26 protein-coding genes and 5 pseudogenes are annotated in these 26,186 nt (G+C 56.7%); 15 read left to right on the forward strand and 16 right to left on the reverse strand.

What is annotated here, in order from left to right; translation table 11 throughout:
* The first annotated feature begins 228 nt into the window (after positions 1-228).
* Positions 229-540, forward strand: a complete 312-nt coding sequence (locus G7009_RS12965) for an integrase (protein ID WP_308813324.1) — start codon at positions 229-231, stop codon at positions 538-540.
* Positions 541-794: 254 nt separating this feature from the next.
* On the opposite strand, the gene G7009_RS12970 is transcribed toward G7009_RS12965, so the two are convergent.
* The 10 genes and pseudogenes from G7009_RS12970 to G7009_RS13000 form a co-directional block, all read right to left on the reverse strand.
* Complete coding sequence (locus tag G7009_RS12970; RefSeq protein ID WP_258197931.1) at positions 795-1,802, reverse strand: DUF4113 domain-containing protein; 1,008 nt, start codon at positions 1,800-1,802, stop codon at positions 795-797.
* A gap of 148 nt (positions 1,803-1,950) precedes the next feature.
* The gene (locus tag G7009_RS12975; protein WP_181130472.1) at positions 1,951-2,451 is read right to left on the reverse strand and encodes a hypothetical protein; all 501 of its coding nucleotides are present in this window, start codon (positions 2,449-2,451) and stop codon (positions 1,951-1,953) included.
* Positions 2,452-2,467: 16 nt separating this feature from the next.
* Complete coding sequence (locus G7009_RS12980; RefSeq protein ID WP_181130473.1) at positions 2,468-2,947, reverse strand: hypothetical protein; 480 nt, start codon at positions 2,945-2,947, stop codon at positions 2,468-2,470.
* Between the two features lie 448 nt (positions 2,948-3,395).
* Positions 3,396-4,286, reverse strand: coding sequence for an AAA family ATPase (locus G7009_RS27495; RefSeq protein WP_219856574.1), 891 nt, complete (start codon positions 4,284-4,286; stop codon positions 3,396-3,398).
* Between the two features lie 56 nt (positions 4,287-4,342).
* Complete coding sequence (locus tag G7009_RS27500; protein ID WP_219856575.1) at positions 4,343-4,690, reverse strand: hypothetical protein; 348 nt, start codon at positions 4,688-4,690, stop codon at positions 4,343-4,345.
* Between the two features lie 383 nt (positions 4,691-5,073).
* Positions 5,074-5,331, reverse strand: coding sequence for a hypothetical protein (locus G7009_RS27505; RefSeq protein WP_219856576.1), 258 nt, complete (start codon positions 5,329-5,331; stop codon positions 5,074-5,076).
* A gap of 428 nt (positions 5,332-5,759) precedes the next feature.
* Positions 5,760-6,120 (reverse strand): annotated as a pseudogene (locus tag G7009_RS12990) (GNAT family N-acetyltransferase); the annotation flags it as partial.
* A 315-nt stretch (positions 6,121-6,435) separates the two neighbouring features.
* Positions 6,436-6,942 (reverse strand): GNAT family N-acetyltransferase, encoded by a 507-nt coding sequence (locus tag G7009_RS27755; RefSeq protein WP_258197932.1) that lies wholly within the window; start codon positions 6,940-6,942, stop codon positions 6,436-6,438.
* Between the two features lie 3 nt (positions 6,943-6,945).
* Positions 6,946-7,503, reverse strand: a pseudogene (locus G7009_RS27760) (HD domain-containing protein); the annotation flags it as partial.
* A gap of 116 nt (positions 7,504-7,619) precedes the next feature.
* The gene (locus G7009_RS13000) at positions 7,620-8,177 is read right to left on the reverse strand and encodes a helix-turn-helix domain-containing protein (RefSeq protein WP_181130475.1); all 558 of its coding nucleotides are present in this window, start codon (positions 8,175-8,177) and stop codon (positions 7,620-7,622) included.
* A 397-nt stretch (positions 8,178-8,574) separates the two neighbouring features.
* Between G7009_RS13000 and G7009_RS13005 the strand changes: the two genes are divergently transcribed.
* Together G7009_RS13005 and G7009_RS13010 are read left to right on the forward strand one after the other, a co-directional pair.
* Complete coding sequence (locus G7009_RS13005) at positions 8,575-9,237, forward strand: hypothetical protein (protein WP_181130476.1); 663 nt, start codon at positions 8,575-8,577, stop codon at positions 9,235-9,237.
* Between the two features lie 90 nt (positions 9,238-9,327).
* On the forward strand, positions 9,328-10,395 hold the full coding sequence (locus G7009_RS13010) for a hypothetical protein (RefSeq protein WP_181130477.1): 1,068 nt from the start codon (positions 9,328-9,330) through the stop codon (positions 10,393-10,395).
* A 132-nt stretch (positions 10,396-10,527) separates the two neighbouring features.
* Here G7009_RS13010 and G7009_RS13015 read toward each other — a convergent pair whose 3' ends face one another.
* Both G7009_RS13015 and G7009_RS13020 read right to left on the reverse strand, forming a co-directional pair.
* Positions 10,528-11,082 carry a hypothetical protein gene (locus tag G7009_RS13015; RefSeq protein WP_181130478.1) on the reverse strand — a complete coding sequence of 185 codons (555 nt, stop codon included), beginning with the start codon at positions 11,080-11,082 and terminating at the stop codon, positions 10,528-10,530.
* A 78-nt stretch (positions 11,083-11,160) separates the two neighbouring features.
* Positions 11,161-11,808 (reverse strand): annotated as a pseudogene (locus G7009_RS13020) (DUF4113 domain-containing protein); the annotation flags it as partial.
* Positions 11,809-11,944: 136 nt separating this feature from the next.
* On the opposite strand from G7009_RS13020, the gene G7009_RS13025 reads away from it, so the two are divergent.
* Positions 11,945-12,241, forward strand: a complete 297-nt coding sequence (locus tag G7009_RS13025) for a hypothetical protein (RefSeq protein ID WP_181130479.1) — start codon at positions 11,945-11,947, stop codon at positions 12,239-12,241.
* Between the two features lie 181 nt (positions 12,242-12,422).
* Positions 12,423-12,653 carry a hypothetical protein gene (locus tag G7009_RS13030; protein WP_258197925.1) on the forward strand — a complete coding sequence of 77 codons (231 nt, stop codon included), beginning with the start codon at positions 12,423-12,425 and terminating at the stop codon, positions 12,651-12,653.
* Between the two features lie 156 nt (positions 12,654-12,809).
* Here G7009_RS13030 and G7009_RS13035 read toward each other — a convergent pair whose 3' ends face one another.
* Positions 12,810-13,400 (reverse strand): DUF6338 family protein, encoded by a 591-nt coding sequence (locus tag G7009_RS13035; protein WP_181130480.1) that lies wholly within the window; start codon positions 13,398-13,400, stop codon positions 12,810-12,812.
* A gap of 115 nt (positions 13,401-13,515) precedes the next feature.
* Between G7009_RS13035 and G7009_RS13040 the strand changes: the two are divergent.
* From G7009_RS13040 to G7009_RS13065, 7 genes and pseudogenes are all read left to right on the forward strand, one after another.
* Positions 13,516-14,295, forward strand: a pseudogene (locus tag G7009_RS13040) (DUF2786 domain-containing protein).
* A 64-nt stretch (positions 14,296-14,359) separates the two neighbouring features.
* The gene (locus G7009_RS13045; protein WP_258197926.1) at positions 14,360-14,635 is read left to right on the forward strand and encodes a hypothetical protein; all 276 of its coding nucleotides are present in this window, start codon (positions 14,360-14,362) and stop codon (positions 14,633-14,635) included.
* 91 nt (positions 14,636-14,726) lie between these two features.
* Positions 14,727-15,059: a hypothetical protein gene (locus tag G7009_RS27765; protein ID WP_258197927.1), complete on the forward strand. Its 333-nt coding sequence runs from the start codon at positions 14,727-14,729 to the stop codon at positions 15,057-15,059.
* A pseudogene (locus tag G7009_RS13050) lies at positions 14,969-16,092 on the forward strand (tyrosine-type recombinase/integrase). Before G7009_RS27765 ends, G7009_RS13050 begins: the two are co-directional and overlap by 91 nt.
* 20 nt (positions 16,093-16,112) lie before the next feature.
* Positions 16,113-17,699, forward strand: a complete 1,587-nt coding sequence (locus tag G7009_RS13055; RefSeq protein WP_181130481.1) for an ABC-F family ATPase — start codon at positions 16,113-16,115, stop codon at positions 17,697-17,699.
* A gap of 199 nt (positions 17,700-17,898) precedes the next feature.
* Entirely contained in the window at positions 17,899-19,089 is a 1,191-nt protein-coding gene (locus tag G7009_RS13060) for an MFS transporter (RefSeq protein ID WP_181130482.1), read from the forward strand.
* A gap of 63 nt (positions 19,090-19,152) precedes the next feature.
* The gene (locus G7009_RS13065) at positions 19,153-19,512 is read left to right on the forward strand and encodes an MmcQ/YjbR family DNA-binding protein (RefSeq protein ID WP_181130483.1); all 360 of its coding nucleotides are present in this window, start codon (positions 19,153-19,155) and stop codon (positions 19,510-19,512) included.
* Here the strand turns inward: G7009_RS13065 and G7009_RS13070 are convergent.
* Positions 19,505-19,948, reverse strand: a complete 444-nt coding sequence (locus G7009_RS13070; protein WP_181130484.1) for a DUF1294 domain-containing protein — start codon at positions 19,946-19,948, stop codon at positions 19,505-19,507. The two genes, G7009_RS13065 and G7009_RS13070, sit on opposite strands and share 8 nt — an antisense overlap.
* Position 19,949: 1 nt before the next feature.
* A complete protein-coding gene (locus G7009_RS13075; RefSeq protein WP_181130485.1) occupies positions 19,950-20,780 on the reverse strand; it encodes an undecaprenyl-diphosphate phosphatase in 831 nt (276 codons plus the stop codon).
* A gap of 267 nt (positions 20,781-21,047) precedes the next feature.
* On the opposite strand from G7009_RS13075, the gene pnuC reads away from it, so the two are divergent.
* From pnuC to G7009_RS13090, 3 genes are all read left to right on the forward strand, one after another.
* Positions 21,048-21,614, forward strand: coding sequence for a nicotinamide riboside transporter PnuC (gene pnuC / locus G7009_RS13080; RefSeq protein ID WP_181130486.1), 567 nt, complete (start codon positions 21,048-21,050; stop codon positions 21,612-21,614).
* Positions 21,611-22,147 carry an AAA family ATPase gene (locus G7009_RS13085; protein WP_181130487.1) on the forward strand — a complete coding sequence of 179 codons (537 nt, stop codon included), beginning with the start codon at positions 21,611-21,613 and terminating at the stop codon, positions 22,145-22,147. The genes pnuC and G7009_RS13085 overlap by 4 nt, the downstream gene beginning before the upstream one ends.
* A 173-nt stretch (positions 22,148-22,320) precedes the next feature.
* Complete coding sequence (locus G7009_RS13090) at positions 22,321-24,531, forward strand: LTA synthase family protein (protein ID WP_181130488.1); 2,211 nt, start codon at positions 22,321-22,323, stop codon at positions 24,529-24,531.
* 48 nt (positions 24,532-24,579) lie between these two features.
* On the opposite strand, the gene G7009_RS13095 is transcribed toward G7009_RS13090, so the two are convergent.
* Positions 24,580-25,905: a sigma-54 dependent transcriptional regulator gene (locus tag G7009_RS13095; protein ID WP_181130489.1), complete on the reverse strand. Its 1,326-nt coding sequence runs from the start codon at positions 25,903-25,905 to the stop codon at positions 24,580-24,582.
* Between the last annotated feature and the right edge of the window lie 281 nt (positions 25,906-26,186).

The following is a 26,186-nucleotide window of genomic DNA, read 5'->3' on the forward strand; positions in this document are numbered from 1 at the left end:
CCACCATCAAGGGATGTCACGTTTCGTACAGCCTTGCTGCCAATTTCCTACATCTTCAATACTGTACGCATGCACAGCAGCCGAAAACGAGATTCACGGCCCCTCTCCAGCCAGATTTCACCCAGACCAAGCCCCGAACTTACGAGCAGATCAGTCATCGGGTGCAGCGAATCATTGCGGGCGATCTCCACCCTGAGCAAGCCAAGGCGCCTGTCTAACCTTCGCAAAATGGCATCCAAATCCACCACCCTCACTAATATATATGTGGTTCAACCGGGGAAAGGCGGGATGTGGATCAGGGAGCCAAGTGTTACAATCAAGCACTTCAAGCTCGCGCTCAAGGCGCTGGGCATCCGTGAACGTCGGCAGTACGACACGCGCCATACCTACGCAACTATGTGCCTAATGGCTGGGATGAACCCCGCGTTCATCGCGAACCAACTCGGCCACAGCGTCGAGATGTTGCTTTCTACCTACGCAAAATGGATCAGCTCCTCCTCGGATTGGAGGGAGCTGGAGAAGCTGCCGGCCAGAGTCTGATTGGCCCAAAATTGGTCCAAGACTGGCAACGGCAACTAAATACACCTCTGGAACCCCGCAGGATAAGCACTTGATTTCTACCGCTAACATCACCATGCGCTATCGCATGGGGTTTAGCGGGTGGCAATGTGTTGACTTTGCTGGGCGAAACTCCTCTCCCTCCCGCACCAAAACGCAACAGTTGGTTCGGCAAATGGTCCGAAGGCAACTGATGTCCCTCCATGCCGATCCGGCATACCATCTCTCTGCCCAGCTCAACATTTGACCGTCCATAACTTATCGATTCTGGTCGTGTACGACTGGCTCATCATGTCCCGACGCATTCCCCAATCCGGTGCCGCCGGCACGCTCGCGACCCGCACCGTCCCCCTCCCCCATTTTCCATTGATCGAATCCATCACTTGCATAAGCCGATCGCAGGCGGCCGGCTGAATCACCGAGAACAGGTCATCGGTGAATTCCCCCGGTTGCCGCAGATCGAGGAGCAGCACTTCGGCCTTGCTGTACCGGTACCCATCCCTGTAGATCCGCTCGACCGCATCCGTGGCCGCGCGCGTAAGCAGCAGCGTGTCGTTGGTCGGGTAAGGTAGCTCGACCAGAGCGCCCTGGGCGTGGTGCACTTCATTCGGGTTGAACATGCCGGTGCGAATGCTGACTCGCATCCGCTTGCACACAGAGCCTTGAGCTCGAAGCTTTTCCGCCGCACGACCAACATAGGTGGCCACGGCCTGCTTGATCGGTGCCAGCCCGGTCAGGCGCATGCCGAACATACGGCTGCAGCAAATCTCCTGCTTGGGCGGATCGGGTTCGTCCAGGTCCAAGCATGAGGTACCGCCCAGCTCGCGGGCCGTCTTCTCCACGACCACGCTGAATTTCTGCCGGAGCGTGCGGGGATCGGCCATGGCCAGGTGCATCGCTGTGCGGATTCCCATCCCTTCCAGATGCGCGGTCATCCGCTTGCCAATGCCCCAGACCTCCTTGACCTCGGTATTACGCAGTACCCAGTCGCGCTTGAAGGGGTCGCAGATATCGACCACCCCACCTGTCTGGGCCTGCAGGCGCTTTGCCGTGTGGTTGGCCAGCTTCGCCAGGGTCTTGGTGCGCGCGATCCCTACGCCTACCGGAATGCCGGTGCACTTCAACACCCTGGCCCTCATCTCGCGACCGAACTGGGTCAGGTTGCCCTGGACCCCGGAGAGATCAGCGAAGCACTCATCGATGTAAAGGAAAGATTTATAGGTATGGACATTGCCACGCGTCAATCCAGGTCGACCTTTGCTCAGATTCACCAATGTCCACACCATGCTTCTCTTTCTATGCGAAGCGTCGTCGTTATGTCCATAGCAACGACGACTCCATCTATGCACATTCGCTTGCGCAATTCAGTACCTATGATTCTGTGACAGGGCTTTAGGGTGCTGATCGGTCATTGATTGCAGGCTCAAAATTCACCATTCCACATTCGACCTGTCCGTTCTCAAGCTTGTTGACTTGGATCGTGATCTTGCTTAAGAACTGGCTTTTCGTCGTCAGCCATTTCACCAAGGAAATTTTTTCCTTTCCGCCCGGAATGTCATCGCCATTGGCATTGGCTTTAAGCACATCCTGGACGACCCCTGCGGCAAGGTCCGGAATACTCAAAAGATCGTCCAAGTGAGATTTGCGCTCGAAAGATCTGCCAAAGCCCACCAAGTCGAACCTGTGCTTGGCGTACATAGCGAGCACTTGCTGGAAAACTTTCTGTGTGTCCCCAAAATTTCTAGTTTTGGTTATTTCATTTATTGCGTCGTTATCGCAGTACCAAAGCAATCGTTGGTTTTCTTTGGTAGTCAGGGCCACGAACAAAGCAATGGAATGGCAAACACGAAGGACTTTCTCAGCGACGGGGCCTTTCCACTGACCTAACCCCATGGACGCCAGCTGCTGCTCAAGAAAGGTGTGCTTCTTTTTTGGTTGGGCCGAATACTGTCTCTATTCGCCTATCGATAGCTATCGTGATTACCGCTCCATGGATGAGGTGGTCCACAATCCACAGAAACTCATCAAGTGCTCTACTACGCGGGCCGTAGGTTAGATCCTTGAAGGTAAACTCGCTGTATGGGTCCAACAAATCGTATTTCTTCCTGAGGGCTCTGATCTGCTCCTCAAATGGTCCTACCTTGTCGTAAGCCATGATCAGAAATGAATAGGTACTGAAGCGTGAACCTTTATGCTCGCCGCCAAAATCGGACATGACAGCCACTTTTTCATCATCCGAAAAATCAGGCAGTTCTGCGAGGGTGCGAATGGCCTCTGCGACGAGTATCGAGAGGGTTGGATAATTCTCGCGGATGGCTGATAGGTCGAATGGTCCTTGCTTCGTAATTTTCTGCGGTGGTCGTGCCGACCGATCCCTTCGATTCCCCATAGATGCCGCACTCCTTTTCCACTTTACTGACGCGATACTCGACTATGTGAACAGGCGTCCAGGAAGCCTTCAACACATAATGCGCGAAACTACTCATCGCCTGATGCGTAATTGCACTGACTTGACCACTCATCTGCATTGCCACTGACAAGCCAATTGCATCCGTGCTGACCAACCGTTTGCATTCGACTTGATCAGCACACACCGTATTGACGACGGGCAGAGAACTGCGGATCTCTGCCCGTCGTGGAGGGCAGATGTCGACCCGAATGAGACGGTGGCCCTTTGGGCTTTGGGTACGGTTTCAGCTTCAATGTAAGCAATGAGGGGGAGGCTACAGAATTCGGAAAAAATCGTACGGTAAGATCTCCGAATTCTGTGGGGTTCCCGGCTAGGTCAAAAAGCCCCCAAGTGTCAGTAGAGATTAATGCAAATCCGTGGTACTGACTTACGCAACGATGGGAGCAGGCGTAAGCAGCGAGACACACTCCTCGATGACATATTCCGGAATGCTCTCGAATTTATGCGGGTTGAGCTGCATAACGTACTCATTCTCGATGTGATAGGACTCGTTGATGAATTTGCGGATGACGTTGTCGTCGTGCTCATCATTGATGAGCCGGAACAGCTGGATTTTTTCATAACCCACAGCGGTCGCGTAAAACTTGGCCTTGATGGCCTCCACGTCCTTCACCTCAGCCACAAGGGCAATGTAATTAAAGTCGGCAATATGGTTGTTGCGGATTAGTGACTCGGCACCTGCCTGTTCGGCAGCCGTCATGTCCCGTATAGAAGATCCTGACTGAATTGTCGGGGTATCCCGTCCCTTGAAAAGGCTAGCAAGTAGGTTGTATTCCAGGCCTGCGTCGTCCAGCAGCTCGAAGTGTCGTCGCAGGTAGATTGTCTTCAGGACGGTGTCGGTAAGTGCCTCGATATTAACTTTGCAGATTTTGGCGAAGGTCTGGATATCGTTCCTCTCGATCGGAACTTCCGTTACAACCCCGGCGCGCGAAGATAAGAAGCAAGCAGATGGTTCGGCGGCTTTGAATATGGCGTTGGTACTTTTTATGACATCAATCGCGGGTTCGATGTCGTGGGTGAGCATCAGGGTGGTTATCCCTCGCAGACTGGCCTTACCCCGGAATAGCTCTTGGAGGATCGCAAATTTCTTGTTCTTGTCGAAAGATGAGATCGGATCATCCAATACGACCAAATCCGGTTTTTCACTGAGGACCTGATGCATGAATAGCACAAGCGCAAATGCGTTTTTTTCTCCGTAGCTCAGATGACGAGAGGCCGTCTCTATATAATTCACTTGGTCTTTGTGGATTAGCTTCATTTTGTAGGATTCTGGTTCGGCTACGATTTCAACAACGTACTTGTAGCCTGCAGACTTCAGGAAGCCATTATGCTGTTCTGGTTGTCTTCGATGTTTTTTTTAATTTTCGCTTTGTGTCGATTGATTTTCCCTTTGAGGCTACCAACTTTCCCAATCAAGTCGTCGAGTTGAAGGTTGATAGGGTCGACGGTCTTGCGCGTCTCCTCAGAATCAAGTTTGTCGATCAAATTGAGCTCAATTTTTAAAGGTGTCAGTTGGTCGCAAACCTCTTCGAAATCGCGTAGAGAGAAGAAAGATATAGTTCGCAATCCCTCCAGCTTGTTGATCAATGCATCAATGTCCGCTTTGAGGCCCGCCAGGAAGCTTTGCTCCTCCGCCTGCAATTCAACCTTCGCCTTTATCACATACTCCAGATTCTCCCGGCACTTCTCGCTGAAATATTTTCCCAGCCTATCAATGATTCCGCGAAGGAGATTAATGTGCCCGACGGTGTTGGAGTCATACTCTTTTTCGACGGCTAAAGCTGTGTCCTTCTGTTCTGCGCTAGTCAGCGCTAATGAGCAGTAGGGGCAGCTATTTGCTAGTTGTAGAAATTCATTGCCTTTTATCTGCCATGCGATCCATTTGGCGGGTTCCTGACTTTTAATAAACGTTGAAAATGGTTGCAGGACATCAGGAATATTTTCCAGCTTATTGCCAGTTCCGAATGCCTTGTGGATCTTGCTTGTCTTGGGAATGGCACCTGTCTTGGACTTTCCGAAGGCCTCCCGTAATTCCTTCAGATCGGTTACGACTTGCCCGATTTCAGTATTGTCAGAAAACGCTTTTCGGATACCGAAAGCAACGAATCGATATCAGCCATCTCCGCCAGATATTCCGGTGTTCTGATGAAAATCTCAAAACTATTTTTCACAATCTCATCTTTCTGAAAGACGAATTGCTGCACATAGCTGTCATCAAATACGAGGACTTTCCTGAGTTGGCCCACTCCCCGAACCTCCGGGGCAGGCATATCTGGCTTGCCGCGGTGCTTGAATGGGATCAACTCCTGGAGAGAGCCGTCAGCACGAATATGGCTTATAATAGCTTTCGCAATAGTGCTTTTTCCAAGGCCGTTTGGCCCATATTTGATGTTTAGTGCCCCTCAGAAATAACTACATCTGCGCGGTCAATACTGTTGCAGTTGAGTACGGTAACCGTGTAGTTAGCCATGCGCCCCCCTTAATTTTTAACAGAGTAGGAAACTAAGATTAGCCGCTATTTCTTACAGTCGCCCGTGAATGTCAGATTTATTTAATTTTGTAGCTGGGAATCCCACGGTATCCGGAGATTTTTGTACGTTAATCCGCGCTATACCGTTGTAAGCCTCAATGGATATTACTGTATACGCAAGATCTGAGCTAAACCGCGAGCGTCCACTCTTGGCCGACTACTGTCCGCCGCGAAGGACAACAGTCGACCCAAAGCGGACACTCACCCAGGCTTCTTTTCTGACATCACAATATTCGACTCGATCTTTTTCCCCATGCTGATGCGCGGTTCGGTCGAGTAGCCGAGAGATTCGTAAAAGGTTTTGACGCTTTCATTTGTGCTGACGATTTGCAGGTTGATTTTCATGCAGCCACGTTGAGTCAAGGCGTCCTCAGCATGACGAACAAGTTTTGCGCCAACGAACCTCATTTCCTGCTAATGCGACAAAAAAGAGACCGTCCTTAACGGCTAGTTTTTTGTCGATAGCAAGGCTGGGGGTGTTATGCGCGGTTTCGTAACCGAAAACGGTTTCCCAGAGATCCACGACACAACGGCGATGGTGCTCATTTGAGTAGTCGGCAATAGCATCCATGGTGTAGCCCTCAAGTTGAAGGGGCTGACGCTAGCGCCTTGAAGTGGGTAATGTCCACTGTCTCTTTTTGGCCGTTTTCTGCGCGTCGCGAGAGGCACGAAACGACTCATGGCTGCCTATGGCCAGTGGAAGTAATCGACTAAGCGGATAGGCAAGTCACAGTCGTCAGTACACCAAATGGTTGTACTGATGACGCATGGAATTACTGTGGGGGGAGAACAGCAGTAGTAGTCTTAGCGAGCTACCTGGGGTGTAGGACAAACCGGTAGCCCATTGAGGGCGCCCTGTTCTAATGCCGGATCTTCACTACTCGGTGGCTTCAAACGCCTCGCAGTAATTTACAACCCCTGTGGGTAGCTCACCGCTAAAAGACAGTGACTGGAAGTACTCGGGCGGAACACCGGACAATTCGAGACCGGGGTTGGCTTTGAACCCGAAGCGTCCATAGTAGCCAGGATCGCCCAATACCACGCAGCCAGCGCCGCCAAGGCGCTGCAATTGGGCAAGGGCGGCCTTCATCAATGCCGAGCCGATACCTTGTCCCTGGTGATCCGGCCACACGGAGATAGGCCCAAGGCCATACCACCCAGTCGCGCCAGACGATACAGTGACAGGTGAAATGGCAACATGACCGATGATTGCGTCATTCTCTACCGCTACCAGCGAGACGGTCAGACGGTCGGAGCGTCGCAGTGCATTGACTATGAATTGTTCGGTATGGCTTGAGTGCTCTTCGTTCGCGAACGCCGCTTCGGTCAGGCGGGCGACGGTGTCGATGTCTTGAGCTTGTTCATTGCGGATGGTCATGTTCATGCTGATTTTTTCTTTGGTGTCCTGATCAATGATGTTGCGAAGCACTGCAAATAGCGGATCGGCATCTGTGTATTTTTTGCCGTAGCCCAGATTGAATTCGTAATCGAAGGCCGGTGGGTTTTTGCCTTGATTGTGCTGAAGAATTGTCTCCAGCTTGTCTAGCGCCTTGACTGTTTTGGCCTCCAGGGACAGTGCATTTTCATAGTCATCCCAGAGCGCCAATATCTCGGCTTTCAACGTTTCATCCAGTGCTTTGGTCAAGAGCAGAAGATCCTTTCTCTCTTCCTCGCTCTTGTCGGGAAACGATGCTTTGCTAACGGCGGGAATGTCTCCATTGATGGCCTCCCCCAGGTCGTGAATGACGCACAACTTGAGGGTTTTCAGCATATCGAGACGGGGCAGTTGATCCTCGAAAACAATGGCCATCAGGCACAGGCGCCAGCTGTGGTCTGCCGTGCTTTCGGTGCGCCCGCTAGAGGTATGCGCGCTCCTCAATACATCCTTAAGCTTCTCCGCCTCGCGTAGAAAATCGAGACGCCCTTTGATTTTTTCGATGTCCATAAACCCCTCTGACTCAGTCGGCGAACCGCATGCCATTCACTCTGTTCAGGCCAGACTAGATCTGAAGGTGTTCAGCGTCCACGCATAAAATATGCGCGTAGATGGGGGGCGATCAGTCAGAGCGTCTCTACTAAACGTGCTGCTGTACCGTCTGAGAGGGGAATACGTGTCCAGCGACAGAGGCCCTGGCTGATGGGCACGAGGGAAGAGTCATTGTTGCCGGTCAAGAATTCCAGTGCGGGTGGTGCGAAGGCTTCCCGCCATCCCGATTCAGCCAGAGCGAACTCCTTGCTAATGATCTCTGGCGTTGCAAAACGCCAGAGCGAACGACCCAGCAGCTCGCTGATCGGGCTAGCGAACTGGGCTGCGCGCGAGGGGGAGCAAGCCAGTAAACGATGCGTCAGATCACAAATAAGATGAACGGGGCGCGAGCTTTCCCTGATCAGCCTCGCCAGGGCTTGATCGGCGGCTGCATTGAGGCGAGCGGTGAGCAATTGCTCAAGCTTTTCGTGTGCGAGGAGATCCATTGCCTGTACGCCACTTTCCCAGCGAGAAATGGTCGATTGGGTGACCCTGAAAAGCTCCGCGGCATGGGACTGTTTAACGCGGTGCAGCAGACGCCATCGCCTGAGCGCAACGCCAGGCAAGGCTGGCTTCAGCAACGTGTCAGGCATTTCGGGTTCCGGGAGAGTGGCGGGTCGCTAGTTTGATTCATGCAAGGCCACCCTGCAAATTAGTTGGATAGATGGATGCTGGAAGGGAGGTGCTCGCCTTGCAACGATTTGCTGGCGTTGCTTGTAGCTTCTCTGGAATGGCTGCTTCTGGCCGGTTGTTGCCCGTCGCCACCGGCAGCAAGCGAGAGCTCTCTGCCGATCATATTTACTAAGTGTGCTGGTCAAATCTGATGCAATCGGTGGTCAGATCGAATGCAAACTCCTGGTCAAGGCAATGCAAACGAGTGGTAAGCGCCGATGCAATCAGGTGTTCAGTGGAGTGCAATTTCGCACCTGACATTAACACCTAAAATTAGTGAGGCGAACCTTAGTTCTGAAACGGGTTTTGGGAGAAACGATGACCTTCATTACGACTATAAGCGTGGGGGATTGCGTGATCGTCGCGGCGGATCGAGCCACATTTCACATAAATGGGTCAGCATCTACCCGCTCGGATCTAGAGGTAAAAAAAATTCGTGAGACACCGGGAGGCTTCATCACGGGCAACGGTATCGCGGAGCTCTTAGAGCCTGTAAAAGATCGTTTCGTATCAGAGGATCCAAAAGACTTAGCCGCAATGATTCAGATCATAGAATCCGAGCAATCAGAATATCTTTCTAGACAGGATCATTCGGATTTGGCTAAAAAATGGGTTGCGCAAACATCTTGGAAGCTGTCCATGGCTTGGCGCATGGATGATAGGACTAGCATCATTGCTGCGTCATATGACTACACGATCCGCTCGATGATTGCAGCTAAAGTTGGAGTGCCGTTCCTGACGCTCCCAAGCGACGTAACCTTAGATGAAAACGCACACGTGCGTCGCATGCTGGAGCGCGGCCAACTCACCTCCAGCGACGCACCAAGCACACTGACGATGCTCAATCACAATGTTCGTCTCATAATGGATGTAGTAGGCCTCCTCAGAAACCGTGGGCGTGAGATTTCCGAGCGCATCGATTTCGCCATCCACACGATGGAGAGTCGTCTTCAGTTCGATGATCTAGAGTTTTTGAGTTAAACCTTCGGTGACATTCAGTCGGAATTCACCTACACCCTGATGCTGATTTTTCGAATTAGTTGTGGCCTTTTAAAATAGAGGAAACCGCAGGTGCCGAGTAATGACGTTTTGTGGTTCAGACTCGACAAAGAATTAGTCGCAAGCTTTGCCGAGGCCGATCTCGTTGATTTCAACTGGGTCGACTATGTGAAATATGACGAAGGTCTGGAGATCAAGCTCAAGGCCAAGAACGTTTCCTATGAAATGAATGGGAAAAAAGATTTCAAGGATTACTCAGAGATTCCTGTCCGACTCGTACATTCGAAAGGCGACGCGATTGCCCTTTCACCAAAGGGCTGGCGCCCTCTAGCCTTCATTCCGAACGGCGCTGTGGTCCTTTTTGACAAAAATGCCTTTGGCACCGTCAAGAACCACATCGACAAAAAAGGAAATCCTCAGCCAAACGCCATCCAGGTAGTGGTTGATCTTTTCCAAAACAGGGAAATAACTATTGATCCCAAGCCAATCCTGCTTGAGGGGAACAATCGGTTTGACAAGCGACTTCCATCACTTGAAGAGATGCGCACAGAGCTTGGTTTCTTCACCACCAAGATGCAGGAACGTGCCCCGAACCTGACGATAAAGGCCACCGACGCTTCGCTGCCACAGTTGCATAAGGCGAGCGCCATCTTTTTCCGAGGTCTAGAAGCGATTCTCGAGTTCATTGATGCGGTTTACAAAAAATACGAGTCGGGCCACCGCGTTCCTCGGAACCTAAAGGGTTTCAAAGCGATCATCAGCTTGGCCAAGGCCGTCAACGTACAGGGTTTTCATCTGATATTCGCGGCAATTGTCTTCAAAGCCGTAACCGGCGAGAAGCACAACCCCATCCTCAAGCTATTGAAATTCAATAAACCTAATTTCATCAACGATGGTCACTCGTTTAATGGTGCTTTGGACATTTATTCCCTCATTCTGTTCCTGAGTGAAATCCGGAATTACGGGAGCAACGTTTTCTTTGTCACTGCCGATAAAGACCTAATTCATCTGTGGAACGATATGATTGCGTTCATGATGGTTAATGATGAACCCGGTGTTCTCCATTTCGACATGATGTATTTCCTCCCTGGTCTTGATGGAGATGAAATCGGTGAACTTGAGCAGCTTATGAATGGCTAACCATGAGCCTCGATACCTTTCTTGTTGTACTAAGCGTCCCGGGACTCCCGGGATGCTGAAGTTTCAAAAAAAACCTTCGGCTACTCCGCCGACATTCTCCCTGACTCTCTGCTGAGCGGGGTGGTTGGATACCTAACCCACCGGGCCAATGGAGCCCTCATCGTGTAACTGCTCCAGGTAGCATTTAAGGTTACCCGAAACCTTTTCGAGAACACTCGACAAGTAGGCTAGCAAATCTTCAAACGCCGAGTTTTCGGGGCCTCCGTGATAGTACCGACAATGGGCGAGAATGGCGTCGCGCTCCTCGGCTGGGAGCAGCACCATTGGATCTCGGTCGTTGTAATCGTGCAGGTTGGACAAGTGAATGAAGGCACACCCAAACGTGTATACGGAGCGCGTCCAACCTTGGAGCTGTTGAGCCAACTCAACCATCTCGCGATCTGTTACACGACCTCGACCGCCGGGCTGCACCCATTGCCGCCCATTCACCGATGCTTCAATTAATTTCGCTCGCCTTGAGGCCTCTTGATTCAGTAAATAAACGACACGAACCATCGAGTCCAATTCTTGACGAAGAATAGCCATCATCTGACTCGAAATTTTTGCTGTGGCCAGAAGCCGCATGGCTCGTTGGTGGTCACTCGAACGACTGAGTATTTGCCGGGTAAAAATTGCTAGAGCGTCCATCTGGAAATCTCAGATTCAGGATTGGTTTTCAGGGCACTGTGGATTTTAGGCAGTGAGATCCCTCAACCACTGGTACCTCTAATCGCAGCGTACCATCCAAAGTTCGCCCAGCTTGGTCGTATAAGATCGGCTCATCATTTCACGGCGCATCCCCCAGTCAGGTGATGCTGGAACACTGGCAGCCCGCAGTGTGCCCCGACCCCATCTTCCGTTGATATTGTCCAGGACCTGCATCAGCCGAACGCATTCTGCAGATTGCTTGGGGGCAAACAGGTCTTCGGTGAACTCACCTGGCTGCCTCAGATCCATCAAAAGCACCTCAGCTTTGCTGTAACGGAAGCCGGGACGAAAGATTTTAGCCACTGCGTCGGTAGCCATTCGCGTCATGAGCAGAGTGTCACATGTCGGGTAAGGCAGTTCTACCATCACTCCCTGGGCGTAATGGGCCTCGTCAGGATTGAACATACCAGTGCGGATGCTCACTCTCATGCGCTTGCACATCGAACCTTGAGCTCGGAGTTTTTCCGCTGCGCGTCCAACGTAAGTGGCAACCGCCTGCTTGATCGGTTCAATCTCTGTGAGGCGTTTGCCGAATGCCCGACTGCAACAGATCTCTTGCTTTGGCGGCTCGACCTCTTCAACGTCCAAGCAAGATATGCCCGCCAGTTCACGGGCGGTCTTCTCCACCACCACGCTGAATTTTTGCCGCAGCATCTTGGGATCAGCCGTTCTGGAAGGCCCCAAGTGCGAGCCGCGCTGGAAGAGCCTGAAGCAGGCACCGGCGCCAGCGGGCTCTCCAGCCAAGTCCGACGCCCGAGCGAAGCGCGAGCTGATCCAGCGTGCGCATGAAGCTGCCAAGACCATGACCCTCGACGAAGCCTATCGCGCCCTGGGCGTGAGCCGCACAGTTCTGCACCGCCTGGCCAATGAGGCGGGATTCTTCTTCCCCCAGCGTGACAAAGAGCGCCAGCGCCGCGAGGCCGCACGAAAGGCTAAGGCCGAACAGGAGGTCAAGCTGGTGGCGCTCATCAGAGAGAACAGCGGCAAGGGCCTCAGCCGGAACTTCGTGGCCAAGAAGCTCGGCATCACCAGCCACTATTTGGTGAGCCTGGCCACGAAGAACAACATCGACTTCCCACGCCGGAATGACAGGTCTTGAAACGAACGTTCAACCGCGCGCGCCACGGTCGGCGCCAGCAGCACATCAATCTGCCGCCCAGCGGCTTAGGAGGCACCGGCAATGGCCGAGAAGAAACTGGAGGGCGAAGCACTCTGCGGACTACCGCGAGCGCCTGAAGAAAGAAGTCGCAAGGCTGGGCATCGAGAAAGTGTTCTTCAGCATGCCCCAAGGCATGAAGAAGGCTATGGCTGCCGAACTTAAGCTCTATGGCTATAAGCAGGTGCAGGAGCTATGGCAGGACATAGCTTTGTCATGGGTTACCCAAGATCCAGAGGAGCGAGCGCGCCGACTTGAGAAGCCTGACGCGCCAGTTTTTTACATCTCACCCCGGCAGGCGCGTCAGTTCGAAGCGGCCAGTATTGCTGAGCTGAAGCGAACCCCCAGCGAGTAGACCCCTCACTAAAGCTATCGCTTAGGCGGCGGCGGGGCCGACGGTGCAGGCCTACTGGAAGCCTGTGGAGGCGGTGGGTTTTTACCGTCATTCGTAAATATGGGCCGGGAGGTGCCAGGCGGCATGGGTCGCGGTGCTTTGCTCGTCATACGTCACTTACTCCTGATCAAATTCAACCCATTGTACTTTAGACACATCAATCACCAGAAACTCAGCCCCAAAAGGTAGCTTCTTTCCTTTGTCGTCGAGCCACGCGGGGTTCTGAATCACAAACTGCCCTTGAGTCGGTTCAGACGGCCATTCCCGAGGCCAACCATAAAGACGACGCTCATCGTGTAGGTGCAAGACCACAAATCTCTCATACGTCGAAAACGTACTGTACCACTCGTTCGGGTAGGAGGTTTGTTCAGTAACGCCTCTCGTTCGAAGCCATGAGTGTAGTTTATCGCTAGTGGCTAGATAGCATGAGCTAACGCCAACAGACACAGCGATGACGAATGACCAAATTGCTTCAGCTTTGGCATCCCACTTCCCTATCGAACCCCAGTGCACGCCGATCCACAGACAGATAGATCCAATGGCTAGCACCGTGCCGTGAATGACTAGTGTGAAAATCAGTGCCTGCACGATCTGACCAAAGGTATCAGGCCGCTTAAACGCCGTGAGGGAATAGAAAATCCAAGCCGTCAAGAATCCAGGGATTAGATACTGCAAAAGAGGAATCACTTCCTTAACTAAATCGTCCACGTGCTCTGCATCCCTAGCGTTAACAAATCCTGATATCTCATACCTCACGTCGACAAAGATTTCCACTAGATCGCATCTGGCCGTGGATAGCGACGCCTGCATGCAAGGATCACGAATGACCGACACACAGCACGACGAGAGTAAGCTCGAGCGGGTTATCCGCAAGATCAAGCGCTGTCTCGCCCTCTCCAAGAGCTCGAACGAGAACGAGGCTGCGGCCGCCATGCGCCAGGCCCAGTCGCTGATGCGCGAGTATCGCCTGACCGAAATGGACGTCCGCCTGAGTGATGTCGGGGAGGTCGAGTCGGAAAAGGTCCGCGCGAAACGTCGCCCAACCTGGGATCGAGACCTAAGCGCAATCGTTGCCCAGATCTTCGGCGTCAATGGCTTTTCGCGTAAGCATTGATGCGTTTCAAGCAACCGCATGGTTGATCGAGCACTGTTCATTGGCGTGACTCCAGCGCCTCAGATTGCGATGTACGCCTACGAGGCTCTGCTTACCAAGCTGACTCTGGCCCGACGCGAATACGTTTCGCAGGTACGGGCAGGCAAGCAACGTAGTTCCTACTCACCAGAGACGGCAGGCGATCACTTCGCACTCGCCTGGGTTTCCGCTGTGCACGGGAAGATTCACGCGCTGGTGCCGCGCAGCGAGAAGGATCTTGCCCTTGCACAGCATTCCAGTGGCCACGACCTGGTGACGGTAGAGGCACAAGATAAAGCGCTGATCGAGCAGTACCTATCAGGAAGGGAAATCGGCAAGGCCAGGAAACAGCGCGACTTCGAGCTAGACCTGAATGCTCAAATAGGCGGCCTACTCGCAGGCCAGCGCGTCGAGCTCAACCCCGGACTGGCAACGGGCGGGGGTCCCCAGCTCCAGTTAGCCAGCGCATGAGGCTGCACCTGTAACCCCTCTCCCCTCTATTCACTGCCACGATATGGCGGCCAAGGACGAAGTCGTGCCTGAAGAAAAGAAACTCATCTTGGATTCCCCAGATCTGGATGCCCTGCAGGCTGTCGCGCATGCCGCAGCGCACGGCGTGATTCGTTCACACGGCTGGAAAGGAATGATTGAGGACGCTGATCTGCTCGGCACAGATGAGCGCTACTTGGTACTCGCTGATCCTTCAGTCGTCCTGGCTTTGCTCGCCGAAAACGAAGCCCTGACTAAAGAGCGCGATCAGCTCATCAAGGACAAGCAAGACCTGCTGGAAACTGGCGCGCATCTGCTGTGACCAGCCCGCCCCACGCGTACCCCCTACAAGCCCACCGACATGCGCGGGCACCGAGAGCTATTGCCGCTACCAGCGGCGTGGAGACCATCCCATGGCAATAGAAGAATCTGGTGACGTCGACAAGGTCACCGAAAAACGCATGGCCGACTTGCTTGGCTGTACCAAGCGTGCGCTTGAAGGCCGACGCCTACGCGGAGCGATTCCGGAAGGTGTATGGATCAAACATGGCGGCCGAATTATTTACAGCAAGAAGAGGTACGACGAATGGCTGGAAAGCCAATGGATTTACCCCCAGGGATTGACGTCTATTACGGTTCACTCCGACTCCGGTTCATGTGGGAAGGTAGTCGCAGAAGTGAAACCCTTCCCTACCCCCCGACACAAAAAGGCATCCAAGCTGCATCCCGGCTTCGCGATCAGGTAAACGGCCTGATTAAGCTGAACCTGCTGGATCACGACAGGTATGCGGAGCTATTCCCCAGCTCCGCCGCTGTGGTGGGTGGAACTCCCGCATTCGGGGAGTACGCCCAGTTGTGGCTCGATAGCCGGGAGATCGCTGCAGGAACGCGGCTCAATTACAAAGCACTCTGAATCTCTACTGGGTCCCGCATCTGGCCTTGGTGCGGATTGACCTAATCACGACGACGCTACTGCGCCGGATCGTCGCGGCGATTGAATGGATATCGCCTTCGGTCAAGCGAAATGCCCTGGTCAAGCTTTCAACGATTCTTCGCTCGGCCGTCCTCGACGGCCTCATCACCCGCAACCCTGCGGAAGCCTTGCAGCTTCCAACTCGATCGAGAAAGGAGGTGGACCCGTTCACGCTTGAAGAGGCAGACGCGATCATTGCAGAGCTCTACCAACATCAGCATTGGCCAAGCCTGATCTATGCCGCCTTTTTCGAGTTCATGTTCTTCACAGGATTACGCTTGTCGGAAGGCCTGGCCTTGAGGTGGGATGCGATCGATACGGCCAAGAAAACCGCACACGTCCGTCGCACGGTGGCGTTAGGGGTGGTTGAGGAACGGACGAAAACAAACAAGGACCGGTTCGTCCTGCTCAACGACAGGGCACTGCACGCGCTCGAATTCGCCAGGCAGTATGCTGAGCGGCGGAAGAAGGGAAAAGGTCAGCACACGGAATCACCCTACGTCTTCCCGCCTAGCAAAAATGGAGAGTACGTCAAGCAGACCTCTGATCTACATCACCAGTGGCGCCCGGTCATCAAGGGATTAGGACTCCGCTACCGACCACCGTACAACTGCCGTCACACCTATGCGACAATATGCTTAATGTCTGGCCTCAACCCCGCATTTATCGCCCAACAGCTCGGGCACAGCGTGCAGATGCTCTTATCGACGTATGCACGTTGGATCAACTCGTCCAACGACTGGCAGGAGCTTGAAAAACTCCAGATTGATCCGAAATTGGTCCACACCTCCAACGAAGCTACGTAAGTTATTGATAGGTAAGCCCTTTGATCTCCACCGCTAACATCACCATGCAGTTCGGCGCCAAGCCGCTTTTCGAGAACGTCTCGGTCAAATTCAACAACGGCAACCGGTACGGCCTGATCGGGGCCAACGGGTGCGGCAAGTCGACCTTCATGAAAATCCTGGGCGGCGACCTCGAGCCGTCCGGCGGGCAAGTGATGCTCGAGCCCAACACGCGCCTGGGCAAGCTGCGCCAGGATCAGTTCGCCTATGAACAGTTCACGGTCATCGACACCGTGATCATGGGTCACGAGCAGCTGTGGAAGGTCAAGGCCGAGCGCGACCGCATCTATTCGCTGCCGGAAATGACCGAAGAAGACGGCATGGCCGTCGCCGAGCTGGAAACCGAGTTCGCCGAGATGGACGGTTATACCGCCGAATCCCGCGCCGGCGAACTGCTGCTGGGCCTGGGTATCCCGCTGGCGCAGCACTTCGGCCCGATGACCGAAGTCGCGCCAGGCTGGAAACTGCGGGTGCTGCTGGCCCAGGCCCTGTTCTCGGATCCGGATGTGCTGCTGCTCGACGAACCGACCAACCACCTGGACATCAACACCATCCGTTGGCTGGAAACGGTCCTCACGGCGCGTAACAGCACCATGATCATCATTTCCCACGACCGCCACTTCCTCAACAGCGTCTGCACCCACATGGCCGACCTGGACTACGGCGAGCTGCGTCTTTTCCCAGGCAATTATGACGAGTACATGACCGCCGCCACTCAGTCCCGCGAGCAGCTGCTGGCCGACAACGCCAAGAAGAAAGCCCAGATCAGCGAGCTGCAGACCTTCGTCAGCCGCTTCTCGGCCAACGCCTCGAAAGCCAAGCAGGCCACCTCGCGCGCCAAGCAGATCGACAAGATCCAGCTGGCGGAAGTGAAGCCATCGAGCCGGGTCAGCCCGTTCATCCGCTTCGAACAGACCAAGAAGCTGCACCGTCAGGCCGTGACGCTGGAAAAAGTGAGCAAGGCCTTCGATAACAAGGTGCTGTTCAAGGACTTCAGCTTTACCATCGAAGCCGGCGAGCGCGTGGCGATCATCGGCCCCAACGGTATCGGCAAGACCACCCTGCTGCGTACTCTGGTCGGTGAACTGACTCCGGATGCCGGCGCGGTGAAATGGACCGACAGTGCCGAAGTGGGCTACTACGCCCAGGACCACGCCCATGACTTCGAGGACGACGTGAGCCTCTTCGACTGGATGGGCCAGTGGACCCAGGGCGAGCAGATGATCCGCGGCACCCTCGGTCGCATGCTGTTCTCCAACGACGAGATCCTCAAATCGGTCAAGGTGATTTCCGGTGGTGAACAGGGCCGAATGCTCTTCGGCAAGCTCATCCTGCAGAAGCCGAACGTGCTCGTGATGGACGAACCGACCAACCACCTGGACATGGAGTCGATCGAAGCGCTCAACCTGGCGCTGGAAAACTACCCAGGCACGCTGCTGTTCGTCAGCCATGACCGTGAGTTCGTATCGTCCCTGGCGACTCGCATCATCGAGTTGAGCCCAGATGGCGTCGTGGACTTCAGCGGTACTTATGATGACTACCTGCGTAGCCAGGGTGTGGTGATCTAAGGCTGATCGATGCGGAGCAGGCACTCGAGGCCTGCGTCCGCACTGGGCCTCTCGGGCCCGTGCCAGGCCCCGAGACCTGCCCGCTCCAGATTTCCAAGCATTGGGATCCGGCACCGAATTAATAGTTAGCCTGCTTTCATTTCCCCTTCGCAGCGGCCATCATGGTCAGACGCCCCTCCGCCTACAAGCGAACGAGCCTATGACCGCGCATGAACCAACCCCCGCCCGCTCCCCTTCGATCACGGCGCAGATCCTGGCGATCGTGTTCTACACCTTCATCGCCTTCCTTTGCATCGGCTTGCCGATTGCCGTGTTGCCTGGCTATGTCCATGATCAGCTCGGTTTCGGCGCGGTAATCGCGGGGGTGACCATCGGCCTGCAGTATCTGGCGACTCTGCTCAGCAGACCGTTCGCCGGGCGTGTGGCCGACAGCCTCGGAGGCAAGCGGGCGATCCGCTATGGGCTCTATGGCATCATCGGTTGCGGCCTCCTGACCCTGCTGTCCGCCTGGACCTTGGGCTGGCCGGTCCTCAGCCTTGCCTTGTTGCTCGGGGGACGGCTGCTTCTGGGGCTTGCCCAAGGCCTGATCGGCGTCGCCACCTTGAGCTGGGGCATCAATCAGGTCGGCAACGAACACACGGCGCGCGTGATTTCCTGGAACGGCATCGCCTCCTATGGCGCCATCGCCATCGGCGCCCCCGCGGGCGTATTGATGGTCGATGCCGTGGATTTCAGCCTGCTTGGCCCCGCCTTGATGGTCTTGGCGGCTCTGGCGTTGCAGGTCCTGCGCACACGTCCGGATGTCATCCCGGTGCGCGGGGAGCGCTTGCCGTTCTGGGCGGCATTCGTGCGCGTGGCGCCGTGTGGAGTGGGTCTGACCCTGGCTTCGATCGGCTACGGCACCTTGACCACCTTCGTCACCTTGTACTATCTGGAGCGCGGTTGGGTGGGCGCGGCATGGTGCCTGAGCGTCTTTGGCCTGTGCTTCATCGTCTCGCGACTATTGTTCGTCAATGCCGTCAACCGCTTCGGCGGCTATGCCGTGGCGGTCACCTGCATGGGCACGGAGGTGGTGGGCCTTGCCCTGCTCTGGCTGGCACCCTCGCCCGTCTGGGCATTGGTGGGCGCCGGGCTTACCGGCTTCGGCCTGTCATTGGTCTACCCGGCTCTAGGAGTGGAAGCAATCAAGCAAGTGCCCAGCAGCAGTCGCGGCGCGGGGCTCGGGGCCTACGCGGTATTCTTCGACCTCGCCCTGGCCATCGCCGGGCCGGTGATGGGCGCCGTGGCGGTTCGTCTGGGGTATGCCTCGATCTTCAGCGTCGCCGCGCTGCTCGCCTTGCTGGGGGTTGGGCTGACGCTGTTGTTGGCAAGGCGTGCTTATCCCGGCTGACCGATGCGGCACAGGCTCGGCAAGGCCCAACGGGCGCGCCTCTTTTAAACCTGCGGAGTTCACATGCCTGGCAATGAATTGACCCCCGAGCAAGTCGTGACTTTCTGCCTCTCCCTACCCGGCGCAAGCGAAGACTACAAATGGGGAGGCATCCGCGTCTTTTCGGTAGCGGGCAACAAGATGTTTGCCGTACTCGACCTGGCGGGCGCCGGACTTTCATTCAAGGTCGACAGCGAACTATTCCTGGGCTACGTCGATCGCCCCGGCATCCGCCCCGCGCCCTATCTGGCACGCGCGCATTGGATCAGCGTGGAGCCGCCTTACCGTATGAGTCAGGAGGAGCTCACTCAACTGCTACGCCGCTCTCACCAATTGGTAGTGCGCCGCCTGCCCAAGCGCCAGCAGCCGGGGTTGCTTATCTGAACAGCGGCTCCACGGCGTCGATCATCCACCGCATGCCAAACAGCCAATAGATCCAGAACAACTGATGCACACCGACAATGGCCCAGAACGCCAGCTGGTACGACACCTTGCGGGTCTTGTGGCGAAACAGCTGCTGGGCCAGCAAGGCACCAGGCCATCCGCCCAGTAGCTCGCTGGCATGCAACACCTTCTCGGGGACGCGCCTGGCCTGGGCCTTTGCCTGACGCTTGTCGTGCCAGTACAGCGCCAGGCTCGCCAAGCTGCCCAGCACGTAGGCAAGCGACGGCATCCAGGAATCCCCGAGCCAGACCATGCGTACCGCCCCGATCCCAGGCAGCAGGCACAACGCGCCCAGGGCAAGCAGTTTCAGGCGTACGTTGCGTACGCCCTCCTCCTTGGCGACGCCCCGTCGTCCGGCAGTTCGCACGCTTGCCATGTCAGCCCTGCGCCGTGGTCCAGTCGATCCAGCCAAATACCCAGGTCGCCAGGATCAGCAGGCCGAAGACGATCCGGTACCAGGCAAAGACCGCGTAACTGTGGTTGGCGATGAACTTCAACAGCCCGCGCACCGCGATCATCGCGAAGATGAACGAGACGACGAAACCAAGGGCGAACACCGGCAGATCGTCAGGCTGGAACAGTTCACGATACTTGTAGCCCGAATAGACCGCCGCGCCCACCATGGTCGGCATGGCCAGGAAGAACGAGAACTCCGTGGCGGCCTTGCGCGACAGGCCGAACAGCAGGCCGCCGATGATGGTCGAACCGGAGCGCGAGGTTCCCGGGATCATCGCCACGCACTGCACCAGTCCGATCTTCAGGGCATGGCTCCAGCGCATTTCGTCTACATGGTCGACCTCGATACGGTGCTCGCGGCGCTCGGCCCAAAGCATGATCACGCCACCCACCACCAGTGCCGCGGCGACCGTGATCGCGTTGAACAGGTACTCATGGATCAGGTCGGCGAACATCACCCCCAGCACCACCGCCGGCATGAAAGCGATCAGCAGGTTGACGGTGAATCGCTGGGCTTCGCGCTGACGTGGCAGCCCCAGCACCACGTCGAATATCTTGCGGCGGAACTCCCAGACCACCGCGAGAATTGCTCCTAGCTGGATAATGATGTTGAAAGCCATGGCCCGTTCGCCGCCGAAGTCGATCAGGTCGGCGACGATGATCTGGTGGCCGGTGCTCGAGATAGGCAGGAACTCGGTCAGGCCCTCGACGATCCCCAATATGATTGCCTGGAAGGCGCTCCAAAAATCCATTATTCCCCCATAAAGCGCTGCCCCTGGCAGGCCCCATCGTTTTTGATTTATGTGTGTATGTCGCGAGTGGTCAGCTGTTTTGCAGCGACCCGTTGGTGGTTGTTCCTGCTAAAAAGTTCTGCGGTGTCGAAAGTTTCATCTGGTGCGCCCGAAATCCTAGCAGAGCCCCGGCGTTAAGGCTTGCGCATCATGCCTTTTGGTTGGCGCTTGATGGGCAACGGCGTGTACGAGTAGCATCGCGGCCTCGCAAACCGCCAAGGATCGCCGATGTCCGGCCTCGAACTCTTCGCCGCCACGCTTGGCGTGATCGCCGTCTGGCTGACCGTCAAGCAGAATAGCTGGTGCTGGCCGATCGGGCTGGTCATGGTGGTGCTCTACAGCTGGATTTTTTATGAAGTGCAGTTGTATTCGGACATGCTACTGCAACTGGTCTATGCCGTCCTGCAGCTGTATGGCTGGTGGCAGTGGACGCGTCCCGACCGGCTCGACGATGCCCGGCACGTCACGCGTCTGGCGACGCTACCCATGCTAACGGGACTGACCATGGGGCTGGCGGTGAGCCTTGCCCTGGGCGCGGCCATGGCAACCTGGACGGACGCGGCGCAACCTTGGCTGGACGCGGCGCTGACCGGCTTCAGTCTGGTAGCTCAGCTGTGGATGGCGCAGAAACGCCTGCAATGCTGGCCGCTGTGGGTCGTGCTGGATGTGATCTTCGTGGCCTTGTTCGTGTACAAGTCCTTGTACCTGACGGCCGCGCTCTATGCCCTCTTCACCCTGATCGCGGTGCGTGGCTGGCTGGAATGGCGGCGCGACCCTGCATTGGCGGGCACATGAAGGTTCTGGTGTTGTGCGGGCCCGAGTCCAGTGGCAAGAGCTGGCTCAGCACTGAAATCCAGGCACGCTTCGGTGGCGAGGTCGTGGGTGAATACGTGCGTCATTTCATCGATCGGGAACAGCGCGATACTTGCTACGGCGATATACCTGCCATCGCTCGGGGGCAGCTGGAGTGGGAGGACAGCGCTCGCCTTGCGGCCCCGCGCCTGCTGATCCTCGATACCCATCTGCTCAGCAATATCCTGTGGAGCCGCGCCCTGTTCCGGGATTGCCCATCCTGGCTGGAGTCGGCGCTGCTGGCTCGACGCTACGACCTGCACCTGTTGCTCAGCCCGCAAGGGGTAACCTGGGTGAGCGATGGACAGCGTTGCCAGCCTCGCCTGGAAGCGCGCCAGGCGTTTTTCGATGACAGTCTGCATTGGCTGCGTACTCACCGGCAGCCGTTGCAAGTGATCGAGGGGGACTGGCCGCAACGTCGCGACCAGGCACTGGACGCCGTGGAGCACCTGTTGAACGGATTGGCGGAGCACTGACCACGGCGTTCGAATGAGTGGACTCGGTGCAATGGCGACCAGCGAGGCCCAGTCGGAAACCCTTCGCCCGGCGTTTTCATTTACCGAGGAAGTAAGGCACGGCCATCCTGCCTGCTCCCCTGTTATCATCCTGCATATTGACATGTCTGTTTCATGACACTAAGGATGATTACGTGAAGGATGTTCCGGACGGTTCACGCCGCTCCCGCGCGCGGCTTGCCATTCTGATTGGCCTGGTGCTGGTCGTGCCGCTAGTGGTACGCGCCTCGTTAGGCTGGTCCCACCCGCTTGGTTATCTCTCGGACCTGGGCATCGGCATTCTGCTGTCGCTGCTGCTGCAACGTTGCCCCTGGTGGCTGGCGCTGCCCGTGCTGGTGGCGTGGGCCACCCTGATCGTCGCGTCGGCCGAACTGGTCAATGCCGTGGGCCGGTTGCCGACCAGCGCCGACCTGACCTATCTGTTCGACCCTCAGTTCGTGGAGAACTCCACCGGAGGCGCGCTTTCCCATCCGTGGTTGCCAGTCACTCTGGGCGCTGGCATCGCAGCCTGGCTTCTCGCCCGATGGGCTGGCCGCGGGCGACCCTTGCGGGGCCTGCCAACTAAGGCCTGGGCCTTGCCGGTGGTGCTGCTGGTCGCGCATTGGGGTGCTCAGCACCTTGCGCCCTCCGCCGCCGATCAATGGCGCCAGTTCAACCTGCCGCATCAGTTGTTGGCGGCCGGCGTAGGCGGACTGCAGGAACGGACCCTGGCCTGGCTGCAGGGTGACCGGCACGACTCTGCCCCGGCCATGGCGGGGCTGACTCGAGCCGACATGAGCGGCCAGCCGCTGCTGACGGGGCCAGGCCGCGCGCGCAATCTGCTGGTCATCACGCTGGAAGGGATCCCCGGCGCGTATATCCGCGCCAATCGCCAAGCGCTGGGCAGCCACTACGACGAAGACCTGATGCCCAACCTGAGCCGGTGGGCGGCACGCGGCATGAACACGCCGGACTATGTCGTGCATACCCATCAGACCATCCGCGGTCTCTACGCCATGTTGTGTGGCGACTATGACAAGCTCGACAACGGCACGCCCAAGGGCGTCGAACTGCTGACGCAGGATGTACGCAATCGCGACTGCCTGCCCGCTCGACTACGCGAACAGGGCTTTGCCACTCATTACCTGCAAGGCGCGGGCCTGCGTTTCATGGCCAAGGACCGGATCATGCCGCATATCGGCTTCGATGCCGTGCACGGTGTCGAGTGGTTCCGTAACGACAACTACCTGGAGTTCCCGTGGGGCAAGGACGACAGGGCGTTCTTCGAGGGCGCGCTGGATTATGTCGATCAGTTGGAGAAGCAGGACCAGCCTTGGATGTTGACACTGCTCACCGTTGGTACGCACCAGCCCTATTCCGCTCCCAAGGACTACCTCGAGCGCCATGACACGGCCAAGCAGGCAGCCGTGGCCTACCTGGACGATGCGATCGGCCATTTCCTCGATGCCCTGGAGCGTCAGGGCGTGCTCGAGGACACGCTGGTGGTGGTGACGTCCGATGAGTCGCACGGGATCGATGGCGTGCGCCTGGCTTCGGCCTGGGGGTTCAACCTGGTGCTTGCACCGGAGCAGGCCCGACTCCCACGCCTGAACAAAGGCACATACGGCCATGTCGACCTGAGTGCTTCGCTGCTGGATTATTTCGCCCTGCCGGTTCCCGCGGCGATCGCGGGGCGCTCGCTGTTCCGCGACTATGACACGGGCCGGGAGATCATCTCGTTCACCAATGGCCTGCTGCGTTATCACGATGGCAAGGGTACGCTGACCGAGTGCGACTTCCAGCAGCGTTGCCGCCGCTACGCCAGCGAAGGCTTCATTGCCGAGCAGGCCGCCTACATCGGCCGGAGTTCGGATGAGGATTCCCGAAAGATCACAGCCATGACAAGCGCCCTGGACCACTCCCTGCTGCGCACGCCATTGAACCTGCACTATCAGTTCGGTGGCCCTACCGCGATTCCCTTGCAGCCGCGTATTCGCGACGATTGGGCGGACAACCTGATCGGCGCACAGTACCTGGAGATGCCTGAAGGCTCCTACACGCGCGTGCGCCTCAAGGTCCGCTCGCTCGATCCGGCGCACAGTGCCTACATCCAGCTCAAGGCGAAGGAAAGCGAGCAGGATGTCGCTCTCGGCCTGCCGGCCGAAATGCGGGTGACAGCCACCCAGCCCCTCGAACTGGAATTCAGGTTCGACAACCCGAGCCCGCGCAAGGCGTTTTCCTTCCACCTGCTCGGCTACGGTACAGGCGAGGTGGAGATCAGCGATTTCAGCGTGATCACGGCGCTGCCCGAGCAGGAAGACCCTCTGGAGCAACGCAGCGACGAGCAGATCGCCCACTCCATCTGACATGGGCCCTGCCAGGGGTAACCCTGGCAACCAGTAGCGCAGTCGCGCCTAGCGAATCTGATGCTTGTGCAGCAGGCGATAGAATGTCGGGCGCGACACTCCCAGCACCTTGGCGGCAATACTCAGGTTGTCGCTATGGCGATTGAGCACGTCGCACAAGGCCTGGCGCTCGGCCCGGTGCTTGTAGTCCTCGAGCGTTCCCATCGGCCCATCCTCTTCCTCGACGGCCTGCAAGCCCAGGTCATGGGCTTCGATCTGTCGCCCTTCGGCCAGGACCAGCCCGCGCCGCACTCGATTGGCAAGCTCTCGGACATTGCCTGGCCAGTCATGACGCCCCATCGCGCCCAAGGCGTTGTCGCTGAACGAGCGAGGTCGTCGTCCGGTTTCCAGGCTGTAGAAATGAGCGAAATGGTTGGCCAGCATCGCCAGGTCGCCATGCCGCTCGCGTAGAGGCGCGGTGACCACATGCTGCGTGTTGAGCCGTTGGTAGAGATCTTCACGAAAACGCCCACTCTCGACAGCGCGTTCCAAGTCGACGTGAGAGGCGGCGAGCACCCGCACATCGACCGGAAACGGCCGCCTGGCGCCCACCGGTTCGAGATGCCCGGTCTCGAGCAGGCGCAGCAACTCGGCCTGCAGCTCCAGGGACAGATCGCCTATTTCATCGAGAAACAATGTGCCGCCGTGGGCTGCTTCGAAACGGCCGACCTTGCGCTGCTGGACCTCGGTAGAGGTGCCCTTCTCATGACCCAGCAGTTCCGAGTGGATGAGTTGTTCCGGGATCGCGCCGCAATTGACCGCGATGAAGGGCTTGTCGTGGCGCTGCGACTGCCGATGCAAGGTACGCGCGACCAGCTCCTTGCCCGTGCCGGTCTCGCCACGGATAAGCACAGGCGATGACAAGGGCGCGAGCTTGGCCAGGAGCTTGCGAAGCTCCCGGATCGGACGGCTATCACCCAACAGCTCCTGTTCCGGTTCATCGACCTGGACCGTGCCCTTGCCACGCACGCGTGCCATGTCGAAGGCGCGACTCAGGGTGACCTGGACCCGCGACACATCGAACGGCAAGGTATGGAAGTCGAAGAACCATTCACAGACAAAGTCCCCGACATTTTGCATGCGCAACTCCTCGGCGCTGAGTACGGCTATCCACTCGGTATCGCTACGTTCGATAAGGTCCTTGACCGCCTCGGGATATTGCAGATGCGTGGCCCGTAGACGTAACAGGCCTATATCGCAAGGATGCTCCAGTGCGGATCCCAGGGAGCAGCTACGCACTTCCCAGCCGGCACTGCGCAGGCTGGGTAAAAGATGATGACACTCGTCGCATGGGTCGACGATCAACAGACGGCGGTTCGCTGCGGGTTCGAGCATGACCTTTCCTTGGCGCCAGATTTTGGTTTTCAAATAGAAACAGTAAGTTGCAGCGCCCGAACTAACAGTAGCAATTAATTTGACGGACCCTCCTACCGTCTGTCTGCCAAATTCGAGGGAGACGGATCCGAGGGGAACCTTTTTCCGCGTGCAGCATCGCCATGCGCCATGGCGGATACGCCTTTTCCGGTATCGAAAAAAGTTGTGACATCCGTGTGACTTCCATGCACGGTGGGAGCATCAGTACCAGTAACCCTGCGGTATTACGTCATACACTCGAC

It is taken from the genome of Pseudomonas capeferrum (genome assembly GCF_013523055.1).
Taxonomy (GTDB): Bacteria; Pseudomonadota; Gammaproteobacteria; order Pseudomonadales; family Pseudomonadaceae; genus Aquipseudomonas; species Aquipseudomonas capeferrum_A.